This window comes from Gardnerella sp. C0026F2, assembly GCF_056590715.1.
Genome location: NZ_JBWPWR010000001.1, coordinates 572,416 through 598,942, shown reverse-complemented (window position 1 = coordinate 598,942; position 26,527 = coordinate 572,416). Strand labels below are relative to the sequence as shown.

16 protein-coding genes and 1 tRNA gene are annotated in these 26,527 nt (G+C 38.3%); 16 read left to right on the top strand and 1 reads right to left on the bottom strand.

The genetic code is table 11. The features are described from left to right. The first annotated feature begins 77 nt into the window (after nucleotides 1–77). Nucleotides 78–3,374, top strand: a complete 3,297-nt coding sequence (locus AC1EK3_RS02250) for a UPF0182 family membrane protein (protein WP_480033394.1) — start codon at nucleotides 78–80, stop codon at nucleotides 3,372–3,374. Between the two features lie 100 nt (nucleotides 3,375–3,474). On the opposite strand, the gene AC1EK3_RS02245 is transcribed toward AC1EK3_RS02250, so the two are convergent. Beyond that, nucleotides 3,475–4,266: an ABC transporter permease gene (locus AC1EK3_RS02245; protein WP_391496428.1), complete on the bottom strand. Its 792-nt coding sequence runs from the start codon at nucleotides 4,264–4,266 to the stop codon at nucleotides 3,475–3,477. 310 nt (nucleotides 4,267–4,576) lie between these two features. On the opposite strand from AC1EK3_RS02245, the gene AC1EK3_RS02240 reads away from it, so the two are divergent. The 15 genes from AC1EK3_RS02240 (at nucleotide 4,577) to pheS (ending at nucleotide 26,522) form a co-directional block, all read left to right on the top strand. Further along, on the top strand, nucleotides 4,577–5,629 hold the full coding sequence (locus AC1EK3_RS02240) for an ABC transporter substrate-binding protein (protein ID WP_480033395.1): 1,053 nt from the start codon (nucleotides 4,577–4,579) through the stop codon (nucleotides 5,627–5,629). A 139-nt stretch (nucleotides 5,630–5,768) separates the two neighbouring features. Continuing rightward, on the top strand, nucleotides 5,769–6,368 hold the full coding sequence (gene pth, locus AC1EK3_RS02235) for an aminoacyl-tRNA hydrolase (protein ID WP_004111397.1): 600 nt from the start codon (nucleotides 5,769–5,771) through the stop codon (nucleotides 6,366–6,368). After that, the gene (gene mfd / locus AC1EK3_RS02230) at nucleotides 6,358–9,966 is read left to right on the top strand and encodes a transcription-repair coupling factor (RefSeq protein ID WP_480033396.1); all 3,609 of its coding nucleotides are present in this window, start codon (nucleotides 6,358–6,360) and stop codon (nucleotides 9,964–9,966) included. The genes pth and mfd overlap by 11 nt, the downstream gene beginning before the upstream one ends. Nucleotides 9,967–10,118: 152 nt before the next feature. Further along, nucleotides 10,119–11,414, top strand: a complete 1,296-nt coding sequence (eno, locus tag AC1EK3_RS02225; protein WP_004111411.1) for a phosphopyruvate hydratase — start codon at nucleotides 10,119–10,121, stop codon at nucleotides 11,412–11,414. Between the two features lie 197 nt (nucleotides 11,415–11,611). Beyond that, nucleotides 11,612–12,526 (top strand): L-lactate dehydrogenase, encoded by a 915-nt coding sequence (locus tag AC1EK3_RS02220; protein ID WP_004106846.1) that lies wholly within the window; start codon nucleotides 11,612–11,614, stop codon nucleotides 12,524–12,526. A gap of 262 nt (nucleotides 12,527–12,788) precedes the next feature. Beyond that, entirely contained in the window at nucleotides 12,789–13,289 is a 501-nt protein-coding gene (gene folK, locus AC1EK3_RS02215; protein WP_480033397.1) for a 2-amino-4-hydroxy-6-hydroxymethyldihydropteridine diphosphokinase, read from the top strand. Between the two features lie 54 nt (nucleotides 13,290–13,343). Further along, nucleotides 13,344–14,483: a dihydropteroate synthase gene (gene folP / locus AC1EK3_RS02210; protein WP_480033398.1), complete on the top strand. Its 1,140-nt coding sequence runs from the start codon at nucleotides 13,344–13,346 to the stop codon at nucleotides 14,481–14,483. A 190-nt stretch (nucleotides 14,484–14,673) separates the two neighbouring features. Beyond that, the gene (locus AC1EK3_RS02205) at nucleotides 14,674–15,150 is read left to right on the top strand and encodes an FtsB family cell division protein (RefSeq protein ID WP_391495714.1); all 477 of its coding nucleotides are present in this window, start codon (nucleotides 14,674–14,676) and stop codon (nucleotides 15,148–15,150) included. 111 nt (nucleotides 15,151–15,261) lie between these two features. Then, on the top strand, nucleotides 15,262–16,938 hold the full coding sequence (locus AC1EK3_RS02200; RefSeq protein WP_480033487.1) for a DUF501 domain-containing protein: 1,677 nt from the start codon (nucleotides 15,262–15,264) through the stop codon (nucleotides 16,936–16,938). A gap of 42 nt (nucleotides 16,939–16,980) precedes the next feature. Then, nucleotides 16,981–17,064, top strand: a tRNA-Leu gene (locus AC1EK3_RS02195). A gap of 147 nt (nucleotides 17,065–17,211) precedes the next feature. Further along, nucleotides 17,212–18,114 carry a hypothetical protein gene (locus tag AC1EK3_RS02190; protein WP_480033399.1) on the top strand — a complete coding sequence of 301 codons (903 nt, stop codon included), beginning with the start codon at nucleotides 17,212–17,214 and terminating at the stop codon, nucleotides 18,112–18,114. A gap of 181 nt (nucleotides 18,115–18,295) precedes the next feature. Then, nucleotides 18,296–23,098 carry a DUF4011 domain-containing protein gene (locus tag AC1EK3_RS02185; RefSeq protein ID WP_480033400.1) on the top strand — a complete coding sequence of 1,601 codons (4,803 nt, stop codon included), beginning with the start codon at nucleotides 18,296–18,298 and terminating at the stop codon, nucleotides 23,096–23,098. Nucleotides 23,099–23,331: 233 nt separating this feature from the next. Next, a complete protein-coding gene (locus AC1EK3_RS02180) occupies nucleotides 23,332–24,363 on the top strand; it encodes a cation diffusion facilitator family transporter (RefSeq protein WP_480033401.1) in 1,032 nt (343 codons plus the stop codon). A gap of 112 nt (nucleotides 24,364–24,475) precedes the next feature. After that, complete coding sequence (locus AC1EK3_RS02175) at nucleotides 24,476–25,384, top strand: TrmH family RNA methyltransferase (protein WP_391495717.1); 909 nt, start codon at nucleotides 24,476–24,478, stop codon at nucleotides 25,382–25,384. Nucleotides 25,385–25,454: 70 nt separating this feature from the next. Next, nucleotides 25,455–26,522 carry a phenylalanine--tRNA ligase subunit alpha gene (gene pheS, locus AC1EK3_RS02170; protein ID WP_419399306.1) on the top strand — a complete coding sequence of 356 codons (1,068 nt, stop codon included), beginning with the start codon at nucleotides 25,455–25,457 and terminating at the stop codon, nucleotides 26,520–26,522. The last annotated feature ends 5 nt before the right edge of the window (nucleotides 26,523–26,527 follow it).

Below are 26,527 nucleotides of genomic sequence, written 5' to 3'. Positions count from 1 at the left end.
GCGGGCGCGCTTTTTGTAATTAGTTCTGATTACATAATATGTAGATTGGAAATAATTAGTATAGTATCATTAACCTTATGTTGAAAGTCATCATAGAAATAGTTATTGGCATTATATGGGCTGCCGCTGGTGCGTATATGGCTAAAAATAATAAGAATAGCAAGAGAGGCAAGAATAGCAAGAGTAGCAAAAGTGCTACAAGCGATAAAAATAACGAAAATGTGCAAGCGTATATTCTTAATGATGATGAGAAAGATAACAACAATAAACTTAAGAACGAAAGAAATTCTCATATGAAAATTGATTTAAATTTTGCAAAATTTACTAATATTGCAAAAAAGTGGCAGTGGATTCTTGCAATATTATTGTTAATCGTTGTGCTTGCTATAGCTGCAATATTTGCTCTCGCAAGGTTCATAACTGATTGCATGTGGTATTCACAGCTTGGCTTTGAAAGTGTTATTTGGATTCAACTTGCAGCAAAAGTAGGCGTTTGGGTGCTTTATGCAATATTAATGTCTGCTTTTGGATACTTGTCTGCAGCTTTAGCAATAAAAGCGCGTCCAAGCAATGCAGATGGAACTTATATTCGAATTAAAGGCAATGTTATTGATTTAAAGCAGGGAATTAGTTCAAAGCTTGCTTTGCATGTTGCAGGAATTTTTTCATTGATTGTAGGCGCGGTATTTGGATTTAAATTCTACAATCATTGGGCGCAAATTTTGTTAATGTTTAACGCTCAACCTTTTGGCATTAAAGATCCGCAATTTGGAATTGACAATGGGTTCTATGTATTCGTACTACCAGGATTAAGGTTATTTATAAGTGCATTTGTGCTCTTATTGGTAATATCCTTTGTTTTCTCTATTATTACGCATCTTCTTATGGGAGCAATTCGTTTTAGTATGCCTATCGACGGTAAAGGCATATTAAGCATTACAAAACGAGCACGTAGACAAATCTCTATATGGTTTATGCTTGTGATTTTGACGTGGGCACTTCAACAGATTTTAGATATGTTCGCTTTAGTAACGCTTGATGGCCCTAGAATTACAGGCGGTTCGTACACTGACATGAATGCTGGTGTTCCTGGAAGCATAGCAATGGCAGTAATCACAGTGTTAGCTGGGTCTGTTATTGCATTTTGGTTTATGAAATCTCACGCTTTATCTGTAGAAGCACCAATTTCAGTTCGTTTTAAAACTGCTGTAAAAGCTTGGAAAACTCCGACTATTGCTTTAGCTTTTATGATTGTTTGCTCAATTGTTATATCTTTTGCCTGGCCGGCACTTGTGCAGCGATTTAAAGTTGCTCCTAATGCTCAAGAATTGGAAGCTACTTATATTCAGCGTAATATCGATGCTACAAAGTTTGCTTATGGGCTAAATAATGTAAAGAAAGAATCGTATAACGCTACTTCTAAAGGTAAATCAGGTGCATTATCAAAAGAAGCAGAGTCAACTGCGCAAATTCGTTTGTTAGATCCACAAGTTACGTCTCCAACTTTCCGCCAATTGCAGCAATCGAAGCAATACTACACTTTCGCAGATACGCTTTCAGTTGATAAATACGATATTGACGGTGTAAGTCAAGATACAGTTATCGCTGCACGTGAACTCGATTTAGCTGGCAACGATAATCGAAACTGGGTTAATGATCATACAGTTTATACGCATGGCTACGGAATTGTTGCAGCCTACGGAAATAAAGTAACTACAGATGGTCAGCCGCAATTCATGGAGTACGGTATTCCTGCTCAAGGCAAACTTACTAAGTCACAAAAGTATGAACCACGTATTTACTTCTCTCCGAATGCTCCTGAGTATTCTATCGTTGGATCTCCAAAAGGTACAGCTCCATGGGAGTTTGATTATCCGACTGGTTCTCAAGGTGCATTAACTACTTTTAATGGCAATGGTGGTCCAAGTTTAGGCAATTTCTTCTCTAAACTTTTGCATGCAATTAGGTTTGGATCTGATCAGATTCTTTTCTCTGATCGTGTGACTTCTGAATCTCAAATTTTGTATGATCGTGATCCTAAGACACGCGTGTCTAAGGTTGCTCCTTACTTAACTTTGGATGGTCGAGTTTATCCTGCAGTAGTAGATGGTCGCGTTAAGTGGATTGTTGATGGCTATACTACTTCTGATTCTTACCCTTATTCTCAGATGACTGATTTTGGTAAGGTAACTCAAGATTCCACAACAACAACTTCTCATTCTATTAAAGGATTGACTAATCAGCGAGCAAATTACATCCGTAATTCTGTGAAAGCTACAGTTGACGCTTATGATGGTTCTGTTGATTTGTATGTGTGGGATACGAAAGACCCTGTAATCAAGGCTTGGAGATCAATTTTCCCAGGTCACTATCACGATATTTCTAAGATTTCTGGTGATTTGATGAAGCATTTGCGTTACCCAGAAAGCTTGTTTAAAGTCCAACGTCACTTATTAGCAAAGTATCACGTCGATACAGCAAGCCAATTCTTCTCTGGAGAAGACTTCTGGCAGATTCCTGTTGATCCAACTGAATCTCAAAAAGCACAAAAAGAAGATATTTTGCAACCTCCATACTATTTGACTTTGCAAACTGGAGACGCAAAGAAACCAGTATTTTCGCTTGTTTCTACTTATATTCCAGCTGGTAAAAGTACGCGTGAAATATTGACTGGTTTCTTGTCTGTTGATTCAGATGCGGGGGATACTCCTGGAAAGATTGGTTCAAATTACGGTAAGATTCGTTTGCAAGAATTACCTAAGATATCTAATGTTCCAGGACCTGGCCAAGCTCAGAATAATTTCAATGCTAATGCAAATGTTTCTAAAGAATTGAATTTGCTTGAATCTGGTTCTACTAAAGTTAAACGTGGCAATTTGATTACATTGCCTCTTGGTGGAGGACTGGTTTATGTAGAGCCTGTTTATGTGCAATCTAGCGGTTCTACTAGCTATCCTTTGCTTAAGAAGGTGTTAGTTGCTTTTGGAGATCAAGTTGGATTTGCAGATACATTAGATGAAGCACTTAATCAAGTATTTGGCGGAAACTCAGGTGCTTTGGCTGGAGATGCTTCTAATAATTCTTCTTCAAACAATGCTGCTGAAAGTAATGAATCTAAGGATGCTGATTCTAAAGAAGGTAGCTCTAAGGAAGGCACTTCTAAAGAAGGTGTCTCTAAGGAAAATGAGTCTAAGAATTCAGAAAAATCTAATTCTATGAGCAAAAAAGCTAAAGAAGCGCTTAAACGTGCAGCTCAAGCGTTAAAAGATTCTGATTCTGCTATGCGAGCCGGAAACTGGGAAGCTTACGGAAAGGCACAAAAAGAGCTTAGCGATGCTATTAATGAAGCAATGAAAGAAGAATCAGGTAAGTAGTAAGTTTTCATTAATATCTCAGTTTGTGAGTTACAAAAGTAGCAAATGTTACGTTGTTTTTGTTACTTTTGTAACTCACACGCTCTGTTTTAATGCAATTTCACAATTGGCTATCTGGGTCATCATCTTCGTCTGCTGAACCAATCATAATTCTTTCACAAACGTTAACAATGCACATAAGAAGCGCAGTAAGAATTATTATTACTATTGTTGCAGAAAAAATAAGTGGTGTTCTAAATGAGTTATAAGCGAATTGAAGCCAAATTCCTAGCCCATCTTTAGCTCCCAAATATTCTGCAGTTGAAGCAGTTCCAAAAACATAAGCTGCACTAATGCGTATGCCACCAAAAATTTGGCGAGCTGCAACCCTTAATTTAACATGCCACAAAGTCCAAGTTCTACTTGCTCCACAAGTTAAAGCAACATCTGTATAAAAACTTGGAACGGCGTCAAGACCTCGTATAGTTTGCACAGCAATAGGGAACATGCTGAAAACCATTACTATTACAATTTTTCCAGATATTTCAAAACCAAACCAAATCAAAAAAATTGGCGCAATAGAAATTAATGGCATAGTTTGCGCTGCGCATAAAAGTGGGAACAAAGCAGATTTAACAAGCTTACAAACATGGAAAATAACACCTAAAAGAATTCCAACTACTATTGCAATAGAAAAACCGATAACTGTTTCTTGTGTTGTAATTAATGCTGCAGGTAATAGAGTTGGCAAAGCGTCAGCTGTTGATTGAGCAATTGAAGATGGTGTTGGAATCAAATTTTCCGAAATTTTATAATATTCGCATGCATACTGCCAAAAAACAAGTAAAACTATTACAGAAAATACAGTTGGCAGATATTTAATTAGCATACGTTTAAAACGCGATTGCGTCATGAAAACTCGATTCCTTTCTTTAAATGACTTCGATTGCTGCCCCAATCGAATTATTTAAAACTACGAATAGCATGTACATTCTATTAGAAGCGCACAACTTCTGTGAGTTTAATAGTGTACGAGATTTTTTTATTTGTCTATTTAATCGTGCATAATCTAAATGTTTCGTGAGTCAATGTGTGGCAAACTGTAGCAGATTGAATCTGCTCAGGGGCATTGAACGGCGCGGGCGAGGCCCTTTGTTACCGTTTTCTGCCGAGTTCGTGTCACTTTCCCAGAAGAACGGTACAAGAAACAAAGTAGGGAACTCATGAATATGCGTATTTTAAAGCGTACTCTTGCGTTTATTCTTTCTGCATGCTGCGTATTTTCTTTCTCGGCATGTGGGTCTGCAAGTAGTAGTAAGAATGCAAATCTTCGTAAAGTGTCGTTTATGCTATTTTGGGCACCGGATACTAATCATATTGGTATTTATGTTGCTAAGCATAAGGGATGGTTTAAAGATGCCGGATTAGATGTCAATATACTTGCTGTTGCTCAGACTGGTTCGGAACACGCAGTTGATAGTGGTGTTGCTGATTTTGCTCTTAGTACTTTGACAAATGCTGCTGATTTTTCAACAAAGGGAGCGAATCTTGAGCAAGTTATGCAAGTTCAGCAAAAGCCAAGTGCTATTTGGTGTTCACTTGCTTCGAACAATAAGATTCATTCTCCAAAAGATTTTGATGGTCGTACTTTTGCAACTTTTGGTTCAGCTGAAGGTGATGCTGTAATTCGTAGGATGATTCAACACGATGGTGGTCAAGGTAAGTTCGACAAAGTTACTGTTGGAACTTCAACTTTTAGAACTCTTGAATCTGGCAAAGCTGATTTTGGTGGCTTCTACGGCACTTGGGAAGGCGTGCAATCTGAAATGTTTGGACCAAAGCTTCGCTGCTTCATGGAGGGCGACTACGGTGTGCCAGGTCAGCCAGATACTATTGGAATAATTGCAAATAAGCGTACTGTAGCTAAAGACCCTAAGCTTGTTCGAGCATTCGTTAAAGCTGCAAAGCGCGGATATGAATATGCTTATGAACATCCTGATGAGGCTTCTGAAATTCTTGTGAAAGAAGCAAAAGATGCTAATCTCGACATAAAGTTTGTTAAGCGTAGCATGAAGATGATTGTTGACGGTCAATATTGGGGCAATCGCGCGGATATTAAGAGCGGAAAATTTGTGTTCGGAACCACTGATATTAAAGGCGCTCAAGCTTACTTTAACTTCTTAAGTAAGGAAGGTGCTTACACTGATTCTAAAGGCAAAGTAACTCATAAAACTCCGCAAGCAAAAGAATTGTCTACTGACGAATTTTTGAAATAAATAACATAATGACTTGAGTCTTGATAGAATAGGCTGAAGTATATAAGGGCGTATCGAGTAGTTGTAATTTTACGTTCAGCTACAATCGATGCGCCCGTTTTGTTGTTTTGCTAAATATTTGAATGGGGAGTGGTCTGCCATGGCATCGGATTTTTGGCTTATTGCTGGCTTGGGAAATCCTGGTACAAAATATGAGGGTACTCGACACAACATGGGTTTTATGGTTGCAGACGTTTTGGCACAACGTTGGTCAGTATCTCTTTCGGATCACAAAGGTTTAGCTAAACTTGGCAAAGGTGTTATGAATCTTGATGGTCGCGTAGCAAAGTTTTTCCTTGCTAAACCGTTGACTTTTATGAATGATTCTGGTGCTGCAGTATCTTCTATAAGTTCCTATTATCAAATAGAACCAGATCATATTGTGATAATTCACGATGATATGGATTTAGATTTTGGGCGTATTAAAGTAAAAGCAGGAGGCTCTGCGGGAGGACATAACGGTATTCGTTCTATCGATCGCTCTCTTGGTACTCCTCAATATTCTCGAGTGAGAATGGGTGTTGGTCATGCGCAGCGTGGTGCTCACGCGCACGATAATACAGTCAATTGGGTTCTTGGAGGTTTTGCTGCAGCTCAAAAATCTGATCTTCCAAACTTTTTAGCAGATGGTGCTGATGCTGCAGAGAGTATTATTTTCCATGGATTAGCAGCAACGCAGGAGAAGTTTAATGGCCGCTGATAGCAGGTCTAATATCAAAAACAACAAGAATGATAAGACTGATGATATTTCAGTAATAAGCTTGAGAGATATTCTTAATGATTTATCAACTAAGGACTCACTTTTTAAAGCTTTATCTGAATATGATCTTGATGAGATATCTGATTATTGTTGCGAAAGTGCAAATAAAAATCGTAAAGATTTAGATTCAATAAGTGAAGATTTAACAATTTCTTCTCCTATTGGAATTCGTTCTGCTATTGTTGCTGCATTAGCTAAGAAAAAGCCAGTTGTTGTTATTGTTCCATCGAGTAGAGATGCTGAAGATTTTATCGCGTCTGTGCGTGATTGGTACGATGGTGATTCTCAAGACGTCGCTAAATTAGAAGCTTGGGAAACGTTACCTCATGAAAGGCTTTCGCCTAGGGCAGATACTGTTGCTAGCAGGATTGCAGTGTTTCGTAGGCTTTGTCATCCTGAAAATAACACATCACTTTTTGGTCCGATTCGCGTGTTGGTTATGCCTGTGCGATCGCTTATTCAGCCTGTAGTTGAAGGCATTGGTGATATAGATCCTCTGTTATTTGAGTGCGGAAAAGAATTAACTCTTGAATATGCTGTGAAACGTTTGGTAGAAAACGCATATACTCGTGTTGATTTGGTGATGGAACGTGGAGAGTTTGCTGTTCGTGGTGGAATTATTGACGTTTTTGCGCCAACAATGACGCATCCTGTGAGAATTGAATTTTTTGGTGATGAAATTGATACTATAAAGCAATTTCATGCTTCTGATCAGCGTACTTATGGCAATAATATTGCAAGTATTTGGGCTACGCCTTGCCGTGAGCTTCAGATTACAGAAAAAATTTGCAAGCGCGCGCGTTCTCTTATTGGTGCAATTCCAAATGCTGACGATATGCTTGAATCAATCGCAAATTCTATACCTGTAGAAGGTATGGAGTCTTTGTTGCCTGCACTAGTGGATCACATGCAATCAGTGCAAAATATGCTTCCGAAGGAATCTGTCATTATTCTATCTGATCCCGAAAAATGCCGTAGAGCTGCAGATGACGTAACTGCTACAGCTAACGAATTCTTAGCAGCTAGTTGGCATGTTGCTGCTTCTGGACACGGTTCTGGAGCTCCAATAACATTCGATCAAGCTAATTTCTTGGATTTTGATGAAACGATTTCATCGTTAGAATTGTCTAATCATGACGTATGGAAATTAACATCTTTTGGTGTTGACAATCAAATTTATGGAAATATTGCGTTGTCAGCATCGGCGCCACAAGAGTTTCGAGGAGATGAATCGAAAGTTTCTGGTGGTATCACTTCTCTTGTCGACAATGGTTTTGCTGTAACTATTACAGCTGCGGCTTCTGGTACTCTTGCACGCTTGAGACGCGCTATATATGCGACTGGTGTACATGAATTTACTACAGTGCGCTCAAGTATTTCGGATGGCTTCATTGATAATGCTGCGCGTATTGCGATTCTTACAGAGCGTGATCTGACAGGTAAATCTTCTGCATCAGCTCAACTAAAAACTCCAAAACGCAGGCGCAAAGCAATCGATCTAATGGAACTAAAGCCTGGTGATTTCGTGGTGCACGAACAGCATGGTATTGGACGTTTTGTTGGGATGAAACAACGTAATATTGCTGTTTCGGGTGGTAGTGCAACTCGCGAATATTTAGTAATTGAATATGCTCCTAGCAAACGTAATGCTCCTAACGATAAGCTGTTTATTCCAACAGATCAGCTTGATTTAGTTAGTAAATATATTGGTGCCGAAATACCAAAGCTTAACAAGCTCGGCGGTTCCGACTGGGCTCAAACTAAAGAAAAAGCTAAAAAGCATGTTCATGAAATTGCTGAAAATCTTATTAAACTTTATTCAGCAAGGCAGCAATCTCGCGGATTTGCATTTAGTAAAGATACTCCTTGGCAAAAAGAGTTGGAAGACGCATTTCCTTATCAAGAAACTGCTGATCAGCTTACAACTATTGACGAAGTAAAAGCAGATATGGAAAAGCCAATCCCAATGGATCGCTTAATTTGTGGAGATGTTGGTTTTGGTAAAACTGAAATTGCGTTACGTGCAGCTTTCAAAGCTGTGCAAGATTCTAAGCAAGTTGTTGTTTTAGTTCCAACAACCTTGCTTGTTCAACAGCATTACGAGACTTTTACAAATCGATTTGAAGGATTCCCAGTAAAAGTTGCTGCAATGAGTAGATTCCAAACATCTAAAGAAATTGAAGAAACTTTAGCTGGATTGCAAGATGGAAGCATTGACGTTGTTATTGGAACGCATAAGCTTTTGAATCCTAGTATAAAGTTCAAAGATTTAGGTTTGGTTATTATTGACGAAGAGCAGCGTTTTGGTGTGGAACATAAGGAAACTCTCAAAGCTTTGCGCACAAACGTTGACGTTTTAAGTCTTTCAGCAACACCAATTCCTAGAACTCTTGAAATGGCTGTAACTGGTATTCGTGAAATGTCTACTCTTGCAACTCCTCCAGAAGATAGGCTTCCAGTGCTTACATACGTTGGTGCGTATGATAATTCTCAAGTTGCTGCGTGCATTAAGCGTGAATTGTTACGTGGGGGTCAAGTTTTTTACGTCCATAATCGTGTTGAAGATATTAGTTCTGTTGCAAGTAAGATTCAGGAGCTTGTGCCAGATGTCCGTGTTGCTATTGCTCATGGGAAAATGGGCGAGAAGCAGCTCGATGCTGTTATTCGTGATTTTTGGCATAGAGATATTGATGTGCTTGTTTGTACAACGATTATTGAAACAGGTCTTGATATTTCTAATGCGAATACACTTATTGTCGATCACGCAGATAGATTCGGCTTAAGCCAGTTGCATCAGTTGCGTGGTCGAGTAGGTAGAGGTCATGAGCGTGCTTACGCTTACTTCTTGTATGATCCATCTAAGCCTATGACGCAACAATCTCACGATAGACTCTCAACAATTGCTCAGCATACTGCACTTGGTTCTGGTTTTGATGTTGCGATGAAAGATTTGGAATTGCGCGGAACTGGAAATTTGCTTGGGGATGAGCAAAGTGGCCACATTGAGGGTGTTGGATTTGATTTGTATGTTCGTATGGTTTCTGAAGCTGTTGAAAAATATAAGGAACCTGAAAGAGTTGAGCCTGTTTGTGTAACTATTGATCTTCCTGTTGAAGCTTCTCTTCCAGTTGATTATATTGCTTCTGACAAGCTTCGTTTGGAAGCGTACCGGAAGCTTGCTGCTGCTAAGGATAATAGTGATTTGCAAGAACTTCACGATGAGCTTCTTGATCGCTTTGGTAATCCGCCTGAAGAGTTTGAGTCTTTGTGTGATGTTGCTCGTTTGCGCTTTAAAGCACGCGAGATTGGTATTACGCAAATTAGCTCTCAAGGAAAATCAGTACGAGTTGTTGGCGTCGATCCAAAAGAGTCTGTGATGATGCGTTTGAAGCGTATTTATAGAGGCTTACAGTATCGTCCTCTTACTCATATGCTTATTGTTCCAGCTCCTTTTGAATCTTCACTCGGGTCTGGTTCAATGAGTGAGCATGAAATACTCTCCTGGGTGCGTCAGCTTCTTGATGACATCGCTTGGTGAGCTAATTAATTTTTGTAAAAGTAACAAATAAAATACAAACTCGCTACGCTGTGAACGTTCACGGCATAAATACGCTGGTACTCAATATAACGTCCATAAAACGCACTAATCTTGGAAGAGTCATCACAACCCATAGGTATAAAGGAGTAGTTGTGGCAGCTATTGAAAGCGTATATGCACGCGAAATTTTGGATTCTCGTGGAAATCCTACTGTTCAGGTTTATTTGGAGACCGAAGATGGCGCTCAGGGTATTGGTTTAGTGCCTTCTGGTGCTTCTACTGGTGAGGCTGAAGCTTGGGAACGTCGCGATGGCGACAAGTCCCGTTATCAAGGCAAGGGCACGTTGGAAGCTGTTAAGGCTGTCAACGAGGTAATCGCACCTAAGGTTATTGGCATGGATGCCACTGATCAGCGCGCTCTTGATGAGACGATGATTGAGCTTGATGGCACGCCAAACAAGGGCAAGCTTGGTGCTAACGCAATTCTCGGCGTTTCCCTCGCTGCTCTCTACGCTGCTGCTGAGTCTGCTCAGCTTCCGTTGTACCGCTACATTGGCGGCACCAATGGTCACATTCTTCCAGTTCCAAACATGAACATCATGAATGGTGGTGCTCACGCTGATTTCGCAACCGATATTCAGGAGTACATGATTTCTCCTTACGGTTTCGCAACCTACAGCGATGCTTTGCGCGCTGGTGTTGAGGTTTATCACACCTTGAAGAATGTTTTGAAGAAGGAAGGTTTGGCAACTGGTCTTGGTGACGAAGGTGGCTTCGCTCCAAAGATGAAGTCCAACGAGGATTCCTTGAAGTACATCATGGATGCAATCGCAGCTGCAGGCTATGAGCCAGGCAAGCAGATTGGTATTTCTCTTGACGTTGCTTCTTCTGAGTTCTACAACAAGGAAACTGGTAAGTATCGTTTCGATGGCGAAGAGCGCGAATCTGCTTACATGCTCGATTACTACGAGAAGCTCATCAACGAGTATCCAATCGTTTCCATCGAAGATCCATTCCAGGAAGAAGGCTGGGATGATTGGGCAGAAATCACCAAGCGTCTTGGTGATCGTTTGCAGTTCGTTGGCGATGACTTGCTCGTCACCAATCCAAAGCGTTTGGCTAAGGGTATTGAGCTTGGTGCAGCTAACTCCTTGCTCGTGAAGTTGAACCAGATTGGTTCCGTTACCGAAACCCTCGACGCTATTGAGCTTGCAACTAAGAACGGCTTCACTTCTATGGTTTCACATCGTTCTGGTGAAACCCCAGATACCACCATTTCTGATCTTGCCGTTGCTAAGAACACCGGCCAAATCAAGACTGGTGCTCCTGCTCGTGGCGAGCGTATTGCTAAGTACAACCGCTTGCTTGAGATTGAGGAAGAGCTTGGTTCTACCGCTCAGTATGCTGGTTACAGCGCATTCAAGGCTTGCAAGAAGTATATGAAGTAACTTTTAGTTTTAAGTAACTTAGTGGCTTCTTAAGTCTTTGAGTTTTAACGGTCAGTCGTGTTTACGGCTGACCGTTTTTTATTAAATATTTTTGAAAAAATCACAACACGCAAAAAATTTTTCTTAAATTTACTTTCATTCTCATCATAATGGTGATATTTTTGTGAGAAAATCGAAACAGAAGGAGATGTTTCATTATGCGAAAAGTAGCAGTTATTGGTATGGGAAATGTTGGCGCAGCTGTTGCTCACCAGCTTGTTGTTGGTGGTTACGCCGACGAGCTGTATCTATATGACAAGAATGAAGCTAAGGTTAAGGCTGATGCATTGGATTTTGAGGATTCAATGGACAATTTGCCTTTTAATGTAAACATTACTGTCAATGATTACGATGCTTTGAAAGATGTTGAAGTTATCGTAAGCGCTATGGGCAATATTAAGCTTTTAGACGTCCCAAATCCTGATCGTTTCGCAGAACTTAAACATAATCGTGTTCAAGTTGAAGAAGTTGGCGCAAAGATTAAAGCTTCTGGCTTCCATGGTGTTCTAATTGATATTACGAATCCTTGCGACGCTATTTGCCAGCTTTATAAAGAAACCACTGGTCTCCCTTATGAAAAAGTTATCGGCACTGGAACATTGCTTGATTCTGCACGTCTTCATCGCGCTGTTGGTAAATTCTTCGGAGTGCATCCAAAAGCCGTGAAGGGCTATAGCTTGGGTGAACATGGTGATTCACAGTTCGTCGCATGGTCCACAGTTAAGGTTCTTGAGCAGCCGATTGTCGAGTTTGCAAAAGAAAAGAACATTGATTTAGATGCTGTCGATGAAGAAACTCGTCAAGGCGGCTTCACTGTGTTCTACGGAAAGAAGTATACAAATTACGGTATTGCTGCTGCTGCAGTTCGTCTGGTCCATGCTGTTCTTTCGGATTCAAAGGAGCAAATGCCTGTTTCGAACTATCGCGAGGAATACCATTCTTATCTTTCTTACCCAGCTATCGTTGGTCGTGAAGGTATTGTGAAGCAGTGCCAACTTGACTTGACTGAAGAAGAGTTGCAAAAGTTGCAGCATTCTGCAGATACAATTTTGAGTAAAGCTCAAGCAAAATAGATAAGTCAAAAATAAAATAACTAAAAAAATACTACTTTTGAATCTAAAATATTTTTACAGATTTTAGGCAAAAGCGTATTGAAAAATGTCGTTGTAGGTTTAATTGCTCATAAAGAGTGTTGAATTTACAGCGACATTTTTGTTATAAGAATTTTTGATATTAGCTTATTTATTATTTGAATTTATAAAGTTGGCTAGTCCTAACTGTTTATGATATATACTTTTAACTAGAAATTGAATTATTTTTTTGGGGGGTGAAAATATGATTTCTAGTGCATATATAAGTGTTGGAAGCAATATAGGTGATAGATTACTTAATTTGCGCCAAGCTGTTTCGCTATTGAAGCAAAATTCACATATAAACAATATTATCGTTTCTTCAGTGTATGAAACTGAACCAGTTGGTGACGTAGTGCAAGACAGTTTTTATAACATTGCTTTACGTTTGGACACTGATTTAACAGCTTTTGAACTGCTTGATTTTATTCATGATATTGAACAGCGTCTTCACAGAAAGCGCATAGTTCGTTGGGGTCCTCGAACAATCGATTTAGATATTATTGATTTTGGTGGTCAAACTATAAAAAGTGAAAATCTTACGATTCCGCACAAAGAAAGAGATAATCGCAGATTTGTATTAGTTCCTTTGCTTGAAATAAGCGCAGACGATGCAAATTATCATGAGCTCATCCAAGATAAGCTTAATAAAACTAGCGACACTAATTGGATTAATATTATTGAAAGTAGCGAAGTTTTTAATTAGTTTGGAATATAAATTTAGTTTTTAAATATGAGGTTTTAGAAAGAAAGAATACAAATGCGAATTATTGAAAGCAATTTGGAGAATGCGTCTTCTAAAAGTATTGCAGATATAGCGTTACTGCAGGATCTTTGTGTAAATCAAAAAATTTTATGCACGTGGGAAAATATTAGCGAAAACGATTTAAGCAAAGTAGCTGATTTTCTCGATCATTTTGATACAGCTATCAAAGTTTACGAGTCTTCTATTGACTTCATTTTGCCGCTTATTGCTCTTAAACCTTTTATGCAAGAGTGCGAAAAAGCATGGTACGAAGATCAAGAATTACTTTCAAGTTTGCGCTCGCTATTAAAGCAAAAAGCAATTGTGTGGAATGCAGGGCGATTCTGCTTTGATACACTTGACAAGCCTATAGTTTACGCGATTTTGAATATTACTCCTGACTCATTCTATGATGGCGGCAAGTACCAAAGTGAGGACGAAGTAAATAGTCATATTAAAGAAATAGTTGAAGCTGGTGCTGATGTTATAGAAGTAGGCGGTCAAACTACAAAACCTGGCGGTTATTTAGAAATTACTCCAGAAGAGGAAATAAGGCGCGTTATACCTGCTATTAAGTATATTCACAAAAATTATCCTCAAATTGCTGTAGCAGTAGATACTTACAAGTTACCTGTAATGGAAGCTGCAATTGAAGCTGGCGTAGATATTATAAATGATGTTCGTGCGTTTGATTCTCCAGAAAAAGTAAAGCTTATGGCAGATTCTAACGTTGGATTAGTAACAATGCATAGTAATAGAGATACAGAATATGACAATTTAACAAAGGTTATGTGTCAATTCTTTAGTGATAATTTAAAAATGCTTGTTGATGGAGGAGTTGACTTAAATAGGATTATTCTTGATCAAGGAATTGGCTATGCAAAGGTTGCTGATGGTGAACAAGATTATGCAATGATGCGCAATATTAATCAATTGCATCGTTTTGGTCGACCAATATTGGTTGCGATTTCTAGAAAAGGTTTTGGTAAGAAGCTTTTTAATTTAGATAAAGAAGATCGTTTGCCAGTTACTTTAGTTGCAGAAACAGCGATGTTTATGGCTGGTGGACGCGTAATACGTGCTCATGATATTGCAGAAACAAAGCAATTAGTCGAAATGATTGATGTTATTAATAGAAATTACTGGTTTAAGTAGGAAAATTTGAATAATTTTTTGCAGTTTTGTTCGTCAGTTTTTTTAATTTTAATAACGAATAAATGTGAGTTACTGTAAATGTAGCGTGACTGTAAATGCTGCACAACAGTATTTTGCATCTAAAAGCGCGTAAGATACTAGCGGAATGCATGATGTTTTCACGTCGAATACATCAAGTAATTTAGAGAGTATGGTTATGAAAAAGCGTCGTAAAACGGCATTAGGTGAAGATGTAGTATCACCATTGCAACAGCGTCGACTACTTTCAGGACCGCTTGTGTTTTTATTTATGGTTTTTGTAGTTACTGTTGGTTCAATTGAGTGCATTTCAACAGTTAGAAATTATGCGTTAAGCTTATCTGAGCTTCATGCACTTCAGCGTGAAGAAAGTGATTTACGTGAACAAAAGCGTACGTTGAATAATAATATTGACCGATGGAAAGACAAAGCATACGTTACTGCTCAAGCTAGAGATCGTCTCGGCTTTATTTTTCCCGGTGAGCAGGCTGTTCGCGTAGAGCATCCTGAAGCAGTAACTGGAAAAGTTCCGAATGAATTTGCTCAAGAAAATAGCGAAACTAAAACTCATTCAGTCTTGCCTTGGTATAGTGACTTAATGTATGCAATACATAAAGCAGACAAACCAGATACTGTGCCATCCTTATAACATATAAACTGATAAAATATATAAACTGATAAAGTAAAAAATTATTTATTCGTAAAACAGCTTTAACAGGAGTAGAAACGAATGGCTAACAGCCAAGAAAGTTCAGATAAAATGCAGAACAGTAATAAGAATTATATTCCAGAAGAAGCTGTGAAACGTTTATTTACTACACCTGCAAGTGATGCTGAGCGTGCAATCGTTGAAAAGCAACTTGGAAGATTCCCTAGAGGAATGGTAGCTGTTGGTGCTCGTTGCGTTTGTGGTAGACCTCTTGCTGTTATTACTAGACCATGCTTAGAAGATGGTACTCCATTCCCGACTACATGCTATCTTACCAGTCCTGAAGCTGTAAAAGCGGTGTCTCACGTCGAAGCAGACGGTATTATGCGAGAATATAACGAGCTATTACAATCGGACGAAGATCTAAAGAAACAATATGAGCGTGCACATAAGTATTATTTGGAATTCCGTCATGAATTAGCTGTGTCTTTGGGGGATAGTGAAGAGCATATTAGTCAGATGAGCGCTGGTGGAATGCCAGTACGTGTTAAATGCTTGCATGCTTTGCTTGCGCAAACATTGGTAATGGGCAAAGGTGTAAATCCGATTGGTGACATGGTGTTAGAGCGCATTAAAGATGAGTTTGATCCTGACGTGTGCCGCTGTACTACTCCGTGGAGCGATGATGCATATGCTACTGAAACGGAAGTTGTTGTGGAAGACGAAACGGATGCAAAAGATCAAATTGCAGAGGGTGAAGCTGTGAAAAGTGAAACGACCACTTGCGCAGAAAAAACAGTACAGGTTGCTGCAATTGACTGCGGTACAAATTCTATTCGACTAAAAATTGCGCAAGTTTCTGAGCATGGAATGAAAGATATTGTGCCTCGTATGCTTCGCGTCGTTAGACTCGGTCAGGGAATTGACGAAACTCATCGTTTCGCAGATGACGCTTTGGAACGAGTGAAGGAGGCTGCGCACGAATTTGCGCAAGTTTTGAAAGAACATCCAGTTGATGCGATTCGTTTTGTGGCAACTTCAGCTACACGAGATGCTGAAAATCGTGAGATTTTTGAGCAAATGATGATTGATGAGCTTGGTGTTCGTCCTGAAGTTATTAGTGGTACCGAAGAAGCGGCTCTTAGCTTCCTTGGGGCAACAAGTGTTGTGTCTCGAGATGAGTTGTTGCCACCGTATCTCGTAGTTGATTTAGGTGGAGGCTCTACTGAGTTAGTACTTGGAGGAGATGGGGACTGCTTGCCAGTGCACAAGGTTTCTGCAGCATACTCCATGAATGTTGGTTCCGTTAGAATGACGGAAAGGCATTTGCATACTGATCCTCCTACTGAAGAGGAAATTCAAGCTGCGATTGAAGATATTGACAAGCATATTGATGATGCTTTCAAAGTTGTCCCTGCAGGGCGAGCTCGTACTATTATTGGCGTTTCTGGAACTGTGACAACTATGGCTGCTTTGACTATGGGATTGCAGCATTATGATCATACTGCTGTCGATGGTGTGCGTATTGGATTAGAGCAGGCTTATGCTGTTAATAATCGATTTTTGCGTATGCCTAAGGACTGCAAGCGCACGTATGCGACGATTCACCCAGGGCGTGTGGATGTTGTTGGCGGTGGAGCAGTTATTTGGAGTCGCGTGTTGGAGAGATTAGCAAAAGCTGCGTATGAGGATCACGGTGGGGTTTTGGATACGTTTGTTGCAAGTGAGCATGGTTTGCTTGACGGAATTACGCTTGATTTGGGAAGGAAATTACTTGCCACACGCTGAGCTTGTTCTTTGCTTAAATGTATGGCATAATAAGTGATTGCTGCCTCTGTGGCGGAATTGGCATACGCATCAGACTTAAAATCTGACGCCCTTACGGGCTTGTGGGTCCGAGTCCCACCGGAGGCACAAACAAAGCGCTGCACAGTTTTTAGCTGTGTGGCGCTTTTTGCTTTTCTGAGTTTTTGGGTAGTCTATGCTTGGGTTGTGTTAAAATTCCACTGTGATTTGTTAGCGCAAATTCATATAATACATTGATATTTACTAGGATTTATAATGATTCGTGATAATAATTGTGCACTAGGGAAGTGCAGTAATGTTCTTCATTCTAAATATAGAAAGTTTCATCGCTTAAGCTCACTTGCATTCATAATATTAATTTCTTTTTCTATGGTTTGTTTTAGTGGATGTGCGGATTCAAATGCAGAATTACAATCATTGCAGAAAACTTGTGAGAATTTGAAAGTTAAAGTGAATGCTGCGAGTAAGTCTCTAAAAGATGCTGTAAATGATGCAAAAAATAAAATTAGTCAAATTTCCGTTGAGGATGTAGAAGATTCTTCAGTGCTTGATAACTTAAATTCTCTATTTGATGAAGTTAAGAATGAAGATTTTTCTACAATTTCATGCTTAGCAGATAATGCTAATGATATTAAAAACTCAAATAAGGAACTTAACAATCGTTTAGAAAACTATAAAGATAAAACAAAACAATTGCAACAAGCTTCCGATGATGTTCAGGTTTCATATAGAAAGCATGTTCTCAGTGAAGCGAAAAAAATTGCGGATGATGCAGTAGATAAAGTTAAAGATCCTAAAGTTATTGATAATCTTAATGAAGCAATAAGAAACAACGATATTGATGCAATTCCTGATGCTGTAAAAGCTGTTAATGAAAGTATTGAGGCAAAAAACAAGGAAGATGAAGAGGATCGTAAAGAATCTCAGAAAAAGCGTCTTCCAGCTACCGTAAGGAAGCAGCCTACAAATAGCGTTAATCCACAGCCTCAGCAGCAGCAGCCTCAGCAGCCTCAGACTAATCAAGCTCAGGTATCTCAAAATTATGTGCATCCTGGATCTTTCTGCACACAAGAAGGTGCTACTGGTGTAACAACTAAAGGAACTCCAATGGTATGTATAAGCCGTGACGGTGATAGACCTCGTTGGAGAAGAGGATAGTTTTTATAAGTTATTTTTTAAATTATCTATTGATGGACAGTAGTGGTTGCTACTGTCCATCAAGGTTATTTATATATTATTTTTTTCTTAGACTCTGCTTTTACAGATAAAAAGAAAGTATTTAGAGTTAGAATTATTCCAATTGAATTTATTATTAGAATCGCTTGTGAGGTAAAGAGTAATGGGTGCCGAACAATTAATTGAGTTATCTAAGCGTATAGATAAGTGGGCAGAACAATTATTGGATACTGGTAAGCGAAATAATCTTGTAAGTTTTAAAGATCGTAAATTGTCTATAGAAATATTGAAGCCAAGTGCCAAAGAGATTTTCCAAAAGTTCTCTTCAGCTAATCCAGAGCCTTTTGAAATATTTAATCCTCCGCAGATTTTTGACGCTGATAATAGTAATGATGACTCTTCTGCACAAAATACAAGCTTAGATAGTAAAAGAAATAAACGTATTTATAACAAAAACGATTTTCTTAATATATTTTCTAATAAGATAAATTCCTCACAAGTTCTTGCATATAGCACTTTCGGTAAGCCTGTAGCTGCTGCAAGAAAGATTATGAAAACTTCCAATGAAATTATGAAAGAAACCGGTATAAATGTTGCGTATATAGCATTTGGATTTATTCATTGGAAAGATACTAATTACGCTGATACCGTTCGTTATGCTCCTATACTTTTAATTCCTATACAGATAACAAATAAATCTCTTACTGATCCGTACATAATATCTGTACTTGATGATGAAATTCTCATAAATGAAACATTTTCGCTCAAACTCAATAACGAGTATGGCATAACTCTTCCGGAATATAAAAATGGAACAACTTTAGAAGAATATTTTGAAAGTGTTCAAGATTTAGTTTCTAAATTAGGTTGGGAAATAAGCAAAGAATGTAAAATCGGACTTTTTTCTTTCGCAAAAATAAATATGTATATGGATCTTAAGAATAATAAAGATAAGATTCTTAATAATTTAATTGTCAATAAGCTTTTAGGCGGTTCTACAGATTCTTATGATGAATCTGATGAAGATATAGATGGGTCTGAGGTTGAGAAGGATTCAATAATTGATTTATGCAATGTCGTTGACGCTGATTCTAGCCAAATTGATGCTATAGAAATGGCTAAATCTGGTAAAAGTTTTGTTTTGCAAGGCCCTCCAGGAACTGGTAAAAGTCAAACAATAACAAATATCATCGCTGAATGTCTTAATGATGGTAAAAAAGTACTATTCGTTTCAGAAAAACTTGCTGCATTAAAAGTCGTATATAACAAAATGCAGCAGGTAGGTATTGCTGACTTCTGCCTTCAACTTCATTCAAATAAAGCCAATAAGAAAGATGTTATTAAAGATATATGTAATAACTTCGATATTCAAAAGAATGAAATTAATCAACTAAAAGTTGATGAGGAAATAAATGTTAAAGTAAAAGCAAAAGAGAAATTGGATTCTTATGACTACAATCTTCACAAAGTAAATCCTGTAATTAATAAGAGCTTGTATGATTTATATGAGCGTCTTGCAAAATTTGATGAAGATTCTGATATCATATGTGATGTTCAAGATATATCACAATTAGGAACAGATTATTTAGATACTGCTACTAATCTTTTAACAGAATATGTGGATTATCTTCCTACTATAGGGTATGACTATCGTGATAACCCTTGGTGCGGATATATAAATCAGAACATTTCTTTGCAAGAAGAGATGCGAATAAAAAATACTCTTTCTTCTTCAGTTGACGTTCTGCGAGAATTGATTACTGTAACAGGTGTTATATCTGAAAGATATAACATTAGCTGTAAAAGTTTGAAGGATTCTGTTTTTTGGGGTTATTTCTTTAAATTCGCCGGTCAATCGTCATTAATAACTCCTGCTCTTTTAAATAAGCGGAATTTTAATATTGCCTACGATTCTTTGCAAAAATTGAAGGCACTAAGTGATGAGATACATATTTCGTTGCAAAAGATGTCTGATTACAATGATGACATTTATAAGTTAGATGGTTTAAAAAATTGCAATGATTTGAAACATTTTAAGAGTGCAATATCTAGAATTTTTAACTCTGATTATAAAAAAATTGTTTCTAATGTACGACTATGTAAAAAAGTTGGAAAGAAGCCTAAATACGATGAGCTAGTGCTTCTAATGGAAACTCTATCGAATTATCAGAAAGCAGTTAGTGAATATTCTTCTATTGAAGCTTCTGTTAAATCAATGTTTGGATCAGCGTATAACGGCATTGAAACTAACTGGGATTATGTAAGCGAACAAATGAATATGCTTAAAGATATTCTTTCTAATGAGTACTCATTTGAACCGTTAGAAAAGTATTCTAACTTTTTATCTGAGAGCAAAGCATTCATTGAATATTCTAATCAAATTGCCAATATACTAAATGAAAGTAATGTTCAAAATTTCGATTATATTTTCGATAATTTCGACAAGCAAATTGTTGATTTTCAGTCTATTACGCTCGATGATGCTCAATCTAAACTGAACGATTGTCTTTCAACATTTAATCAATTGCGTCAATGGTGTGGATTTAGAGAATTACTTAATAAAATTAAGAAATTTGGAATGCTTAAGTTTATTAACGATATTATAAAGAATAATGTTAATAAAGATAGCATTGTTGGAACCTTTAAGAAGCAGTTCTATTTGCAGTGGATTGATTTGATTATTAGACAGAATAGTTCTTTGTTGCAATTTAGTAGGCTTTCTCAAGATAGAGCAGTGAAAGAATTTGCAGAAAAAGATATTGAGCAGTTTAAAATAAACCAAATAAAATTACGTGAGAAGCTTTCATCTGCATGCCCTGAGTCTAATTGCGCTTCATATGGAAGTCCTCTAATCATGCTACAGCGTGAAAATCAGAAATCAAGAAGCAAAAAGAATATACGCGAACTTATTAAAGAAGCTGGAGAGCTTGTTCAGAAAGTTAAGCCATGTTTTATGATGTCACCTTTAAGTGTGAGTACGTATCTTGACTATGATTCTATGCAATTCGATATTGTAATATTCGATGAAGCTTCGCAGATGTTTCCATGGGATGCTATTTGCGCAATAAGTCGCGCGAAGCAAGCTATTATTGTTGGCGATTCTAAGCAAATGCCACCTACTAATTTCTTTACTACTGTTATAAATAATGGTGAAGATGATGACGAAGATGATGATGTAAGAAGCTTTGATTCTATATTGGATTTAGCTTCTGTTGTTTTGCCGCAGGTCAGATTGAGCTGGCATTATCGTAGTCGCTGTGAACAACTTATTGCTTTTTCTAATAAGAATTTTTATGATAACAAGCTTATAAGTTTCCCATCTGCTCAGTCTGATTCTGAAGGTTTAGGTATTGATTATTACTATGCAAATGGCGAATTTGATCGTTCTTCTCATAACAATAGAAAAGAAGCTGAGTATGTTGTTGATTTGATTTATAAGAACATTGATAAATACCCTAATAGAAGTTTGGGCGTTATTGCATTTAGTCAAAGTCAGCAAAATCTTATTGACAAATTGTTGTTCAGGAGGCGTCAATCTACTCCAGAAAGAGAGTTTTTCTTTGATGAGAACAAAGAGGATGCGTTCTTCATAAAGAATCTTGAAACTGTCCAAGGAGATGAGCGCGACACTATCATATTCAGCATTGGCTATTGTCATGATTCTAAAGGTATACTTTCGCTTAATTTTGGACCTTTAAATAAAGAAGGTGGCGAAAGACGCTTGAATGTTGCTGTTACAAGAGCAAAATATAATATTCAAGTTGTTTCTTCCATGCATGCGATGGATATAGATCTAAGCCGCACTGAATCAGAAGGTGTCAGACTTCTGAGGGAGTATCTTGATTTTGCAGAAAATGGTGAGATTGCTTTACAGCGCAGTGAAAGTGTTGGAAGTACGGATCAGTTTGATTCAGACTTTGAATATGAAGTCTGTGAATTCTTGAGAAATCATGGGTTCTCTGTAGACACGCAGGTAGGATGCTCTGGATTCAGGATTGATCTTGGATTAAAGATGCGCAATAGTTCCGACTATGTTTTGGCGATTGAATGTGATGGTGCTACATATCATTCGTCCAAGAATGCTCGTGATCGCGATAGGCTTCGACAGACTATTTTGGAAAATATGGGTTGGAAATTCTATAGAATTTGGTCGACTGAGTGGTTTAAGAACAGGATAGTTGAGCAAGAGAAGCTTTTGGCTGCTGCTAACGAAGCTGTAAAAATGAAATGCATTCATGAAGAAGATTCTTCGGATAGTAGTGCATCTTTGCCTGATAAACGTATAGTTTCTTCGGATAATAATTCAGTTGATTTACTTGATTCCGTTCATTGTAAGCATGTAACTCATGCAGATCCTCATCATGAATATATGGAAAATATGAGTAGGCTAGAAGAAAAATCTTCAGCAAATCTCAATAATATTACACAGCCGGTTGATACTAATCATTTTTCTTTTGAAAAATACAAGATGGCTGATTGCAAAAATGTTTTTGATGAGCATAAAAACATAGGTTTTAAAGAAATTGTTAAGGATATTCTAGAAGTCGAAGCTCCTCTTTCAGAAAACCTTCTTTTGCAGAGGATTGTTTGGTATTTTCAACGTGAGAAAGTTACTTCAGTTGTGCAAAAAAGTTTTGATATAAAAATGCGAGGATGTGAATATTTCGGTATTATTCGTAGGAATGGGTTTATGTATTTAGAAAATAAGCCTATTGTTTTCAGATTACCTGGCGACATTGTTCGTGATTTTAGTCAGATTTCACCTGAAGAGATTGGTGAAGGAATGCTTGAGATTGTTAGTAAAAATGTTAAGGTAACAAAAGATGGTTTATATAAATTTATGGTCGAACTATATGGAAAAAAGAGAATAGGAAAACACGATACTGAAGCTTTAGATAATGCTTTATTCGCATTGATTAAATCTTGCAAAATCGTTGAAAATGATGGCCAGATAATGTTGAGTTAATATGTGTTGGATAAAGAGTATTCGATGAAATACGCACGCTACAAAACTTATGCGGAAACTGGCGTACTTTTAGTTTCGTTATGTTGACAGCGTGTGATTACATAGTAATATACAAAGTAATTGATAATAGTGAACCCCGGCTTAGGCTGGGGTTCATTGCGTATAAGGCAAAATGCGAATGATATTGAGAAACGATATCGCCCAAATATTTTAATATTTTAGGAGGCTGGAAAGTGCATAATCATAACGATGCAATTCGAACTAACAGCACTGATTCACGCTCAAGCAGTGCGAACGAAAATGCCAACTCTTTCGATACTAATTACAATAACGCCAACGCAGCTTCCCAAGCAGCCGCAATTCACGCAAGTCACGCACATCAGCATCGTTTGCTTCTTACGCTTTCTCTTACTGCAACTGTGTTTTTTGCTGAGGTGATTGGTTCTTTCCTAACTAATTCTTTGTCGCTTCTTATAGACGCAGGTCATATGCTTACAGACATTTCAGTTCTTGCAGCTTCAACAGTTACTGCAATTCTTATGCGTCGTCGCCCAAATAGTAAGCGCACGTGGGGTTGGGCGCGTCTTGAGGTTATTACAGCTGCTGCGGGAGCTCTTATTTTACTGCTTGTAGGAGTGTATGCTCTTGTTGAAGCTGGAATGCGTCTTTTTGGTAGTGGCCATCAAGGCATTCACGATGTAAATCAGCTGCTATTCTTTGGTATTCTTGGTTTAGCTGCGAATTTAGGCTCTCTTGTAATTCTTATGTCTCAATCTCAAGACAATATGAATATGCGTGCCGCATTTCTTGAGGTTATGAACGATGCTCTTGGATCTGTTGCAGTTGTAGTTTCAGCTATTGTAATGATGAGTACAGGCTGGGCAGGTTTTGATGCTGTAGCTGGCGGTATTATTGCGCTTCTTATGATTCCTCGTGCGCTAAAACTTCTTAAGAATGCTGTTAAGGTTCTTCTTGAGCAGACTCCTGAAGGTCTTGATTTAAACAAAGTTCGTGAACATCTAGAACATGTTCCTCATGTTCTTGCAGTTCACGATTTGCACGCTAGTACTGTCTCTACTGGTATGCCGATTTTTATGGCACATGTTGTTGTGGATCCTAATATGACAATGTCTCAATGCTCTCAGGTGCTTTCCCAGCTTCAGGACTGCTTGCGCGAGCATTTTCCTGTTTCTGTCTCTCACACTACTTTCCAGCTTGAGCCTAAAGGCTATACAACTTCCAGTTCTTCAGAGCATCATGAATAGAGTTTATAAGGTTTTGCTTATAAGTCTTGTTGCAAAGAACGTGACAAGTTTGCATAAATACGTGAACGCTTATTTCCTGTGTCGTAATCGTTTTTGAAGTAGAGTTATATTTATGCCGTTAAAAGAACTAATTGATAATACTCACAGTGAGCGCGTGCGCAGACTCGTTTCTTTAGGTCGCGCAAAGTCGCATGATTTGCAGCGTTTTTTAGTTGAAGGTCCGCAAAGTGTGCGCGAAGCTGTACGTTATGCCACAGATTCGTTATGTGATATTTATGTTACTAAAGATGCTTGTGAAGGTAATGAAAAGGAAAGTTCCCAATTTTCTTCTTTGCGGGAAATAGTTAAAGAAGCTTTATCTCGATCTTGTTATGTTCATCCTGTTGAATCGAGTATTATGCAAAAAATTAGTGCTGATTCACAGGGAATTGTTGCGGTTGCTAATTCGAAATCTTTAGATGATATCTATTTTAGTGAGTTTAAAAATTTGCAACAATCAGCACAAATAAAATCAAAAAACGATTTTAAACCTCTTCGTATTGCAGCTTGCTGGCAGGTAAGAGATCCTGGCAATGCTGGTGCTATTATTCGCGTTGCAGATGTTGCTGGATGCGATGCTGTTGTTTTTGTTGATGATTGCGTAAGTCGTTGGAATTCTAAGCTTGTGCGTTCGACTGCTGGCTCACTATTTCATCTTCCTGTAGTGCAATTAAGCGTTCAAGACTGGTTCGAATGCGCCGCAAAATCAAATATTCGAGTTATTGCAGCTGATATTTACGGAACTGACAAGATTAAACCTGTGCCATTTCCAAAAATTTTAGTCAATTCCGAGGTTATTAGCAGTTCTTTGGCTATTTTATTTGGTAATGAAGCTAGAGGCTTACCTAAAGAAGTATTGCAGCAGGTTGACGATATTTCAATAATTCCAATATATGGAAAAGCGGAATCAATGAACCTTGCAACAAGTGCAGCAGTAATGCTTATGGGCTTGGCTATGTCGAGTCATGAGCGAAAAATATAATTTTGGGCAATATTTTGCAATATCGTATATAAACAATGAATATACGTATAACACAGATAGGAAGGGTGCTGTGACCGATAATAAGCCATTCGATATTAAAGCTGTAACTAAAGCAGTAAAAGAAGGTATTGCTAGCGTTACAGCTGCTCAAACTATGGAAGAGCTGAAGGCTGTTAAAACTAAGTATGCTGGCGCACAGTCAGTGATGACTGTTGCAAGCAAAGCAATTGGTTCTTTGCTTGCAGATCAAAAGAAGGAAGTTGGCAAGGTAATGTCAACTTTGCGAGCTGATTTTGGTCGAGCTTTTGCAGAAGCTACAGAGCGAATTAAAGCCATTGAAGAAGCTCGTATGCTTTCTGCTGAGACTGTAGATATGACTCTTCCGATTAATCGTAAGCCTCTAGGTGCTCGTCATCCTATTGCTCGTATTATTGAAGATTTTGAAGACTTCTTTGTGTCTATGGGTTGGCAGATTTCTGCGGGTCCAGAAGTTGAAACTGAATGGTTTGATTTCGATGCATTGAACTTTGGGCCGGATCATCCTGCGCGTCAAATGCAGGATACTTTCTACGTTCAAGGCAATCAAGCTAAGGATGCCGCAGGCTTTGTTGGTTCAAATATGGTTTTGCGCACGCAAACTTCTTCTGATCAAGTACGTGCGTTAATTGAGCGTGGAGTTCCTCTGTATATTGCTTCTCCTGGTAGAGTGTTCCGCACTGATGAACTGGATGCAACGCATACTCCAGTTTTCCATCAATGTGAAGCTTTGGCTGTGGATAAGCATTTAACAATGGCTGATTTAAAGGGTGTTCTCGATCGTTTAGCTGTTGCAATGTTTGGTCCAGATGCAAAGAGCCGTTTGCGACCAAGCTACTTCCCATTTACTGAGCCTAGTGCTGAGCTTGATTTATGGTTCCCAGATAAAAAGGGCGGCCCAGGCTGGATTGAATGGGGTGGCTGTGGAATGGTTAACCCTAATGTGTTGAAGTCTGCAGGTTTAGATCCACAAGTGTATACCGGTTTTGCTTTTGGCGTCGGCTTGGAGAGGACTCTGCTTCTTCGTCACGATATTAACGATATGCATGATTTGGTTGAAGGCGATAAGCGCTTCAGTGAACAGTTTGTGATGGGGGAGTAAAACTC

Excerpts from the sequence above, each read along its gene's own strand:
- AC1EK3_RS02250 (WP_480033394.1), top strand. The coding sequence starts at position 78 with ATGTTGAAAGTCATCATAGAAATAGTTATTGGCATTATATGGGCTGCC.
- AC1EK3_RS02245 (WP_391496428.1), bottom strand. The coding sequence starts at position 4,266 with ATGACGCAATCGCGTTTTAAACGTATGCTAATTAAATATCTGCCAACT.
- AC1EK3_RS02240 (WP_480033395.1), top strand. The coding sequence starts at position 4,577 with ATGAATATGCGTATTTTAAAGCGTACTCTTGCGTTTATTCTTTCTGCA.
- pth (WP_004111397.1), top strand. The coding sequence starts at position 5,769 with ATGGCATCGGATTTTTGGCTTATTGCTGGCTTGGGAAATCCTGGTACA.
- mfd (WP_480033396.1), top strand. The coding sequence starts at position 6,358 with ATGGCCGCTGATAGCAGGTCTAATATCAAAAACAACAAGAATGATAAG.
- AC1EK3_RS02220 (WP_004106846.1), top strand. The coding sequence starts at position 11,612 with ATGCGAAAAGTAGCAGTTATTGGTATGGGAAATGTTGGCGCAGCTGTT.
- folK (WP_480033397.1), top strand. The coding sequence starts at position 12,789 with ATGATTTCTAGTGCATATATAAGTGTTGGAAGCAATATAGGTGATAGA.
- folP (WP_480033398.1), top strand. The coding sequence starts at position 13,344 with ATGCGAATTATTGAAAGCAATTTGGAGAATGCGTCTTCTAAAAGTATT.
- AC1EK3_RS02205 (WP_391495714.1), top strand. The coding sequence starts at position 14,674 with ATGGTTATGAAAAAGCGTCGTAAAACGGCATTAGGTGAAGATGTAGTA.
- AC1EK3_RS02200 (WP_480033487.1), top strand. The coding sequence starts at position 15,262 with ATGCAGAACAGTAATAAGAATTATATTCCAGAAGAAGCTGTGAAACGT.
- AC1EK3_RS02190 (WP_480033399.1), top strand. The coding sequence starts at position 17,212 with ATGATTCGTGATAATAATTGTGCACTAGGGAAGTGCAGTAATGTTCTT.
- AC1EK3_RS02185 (WP_480033400.1), top strand. The coding sequence starts at position 18,296 with ATGGGTGCCGAACAATTAATTGAGTTATCTAAGCGTATAGATAAGTGG.
- AC1EK3_RS02175 (WP_391495717.1), top strand. The coding sequence starts at position 24,476 with ATGCCGTTAAAAGAACTAATTGATAATACTCACAGTGAGCGCGTGCGC.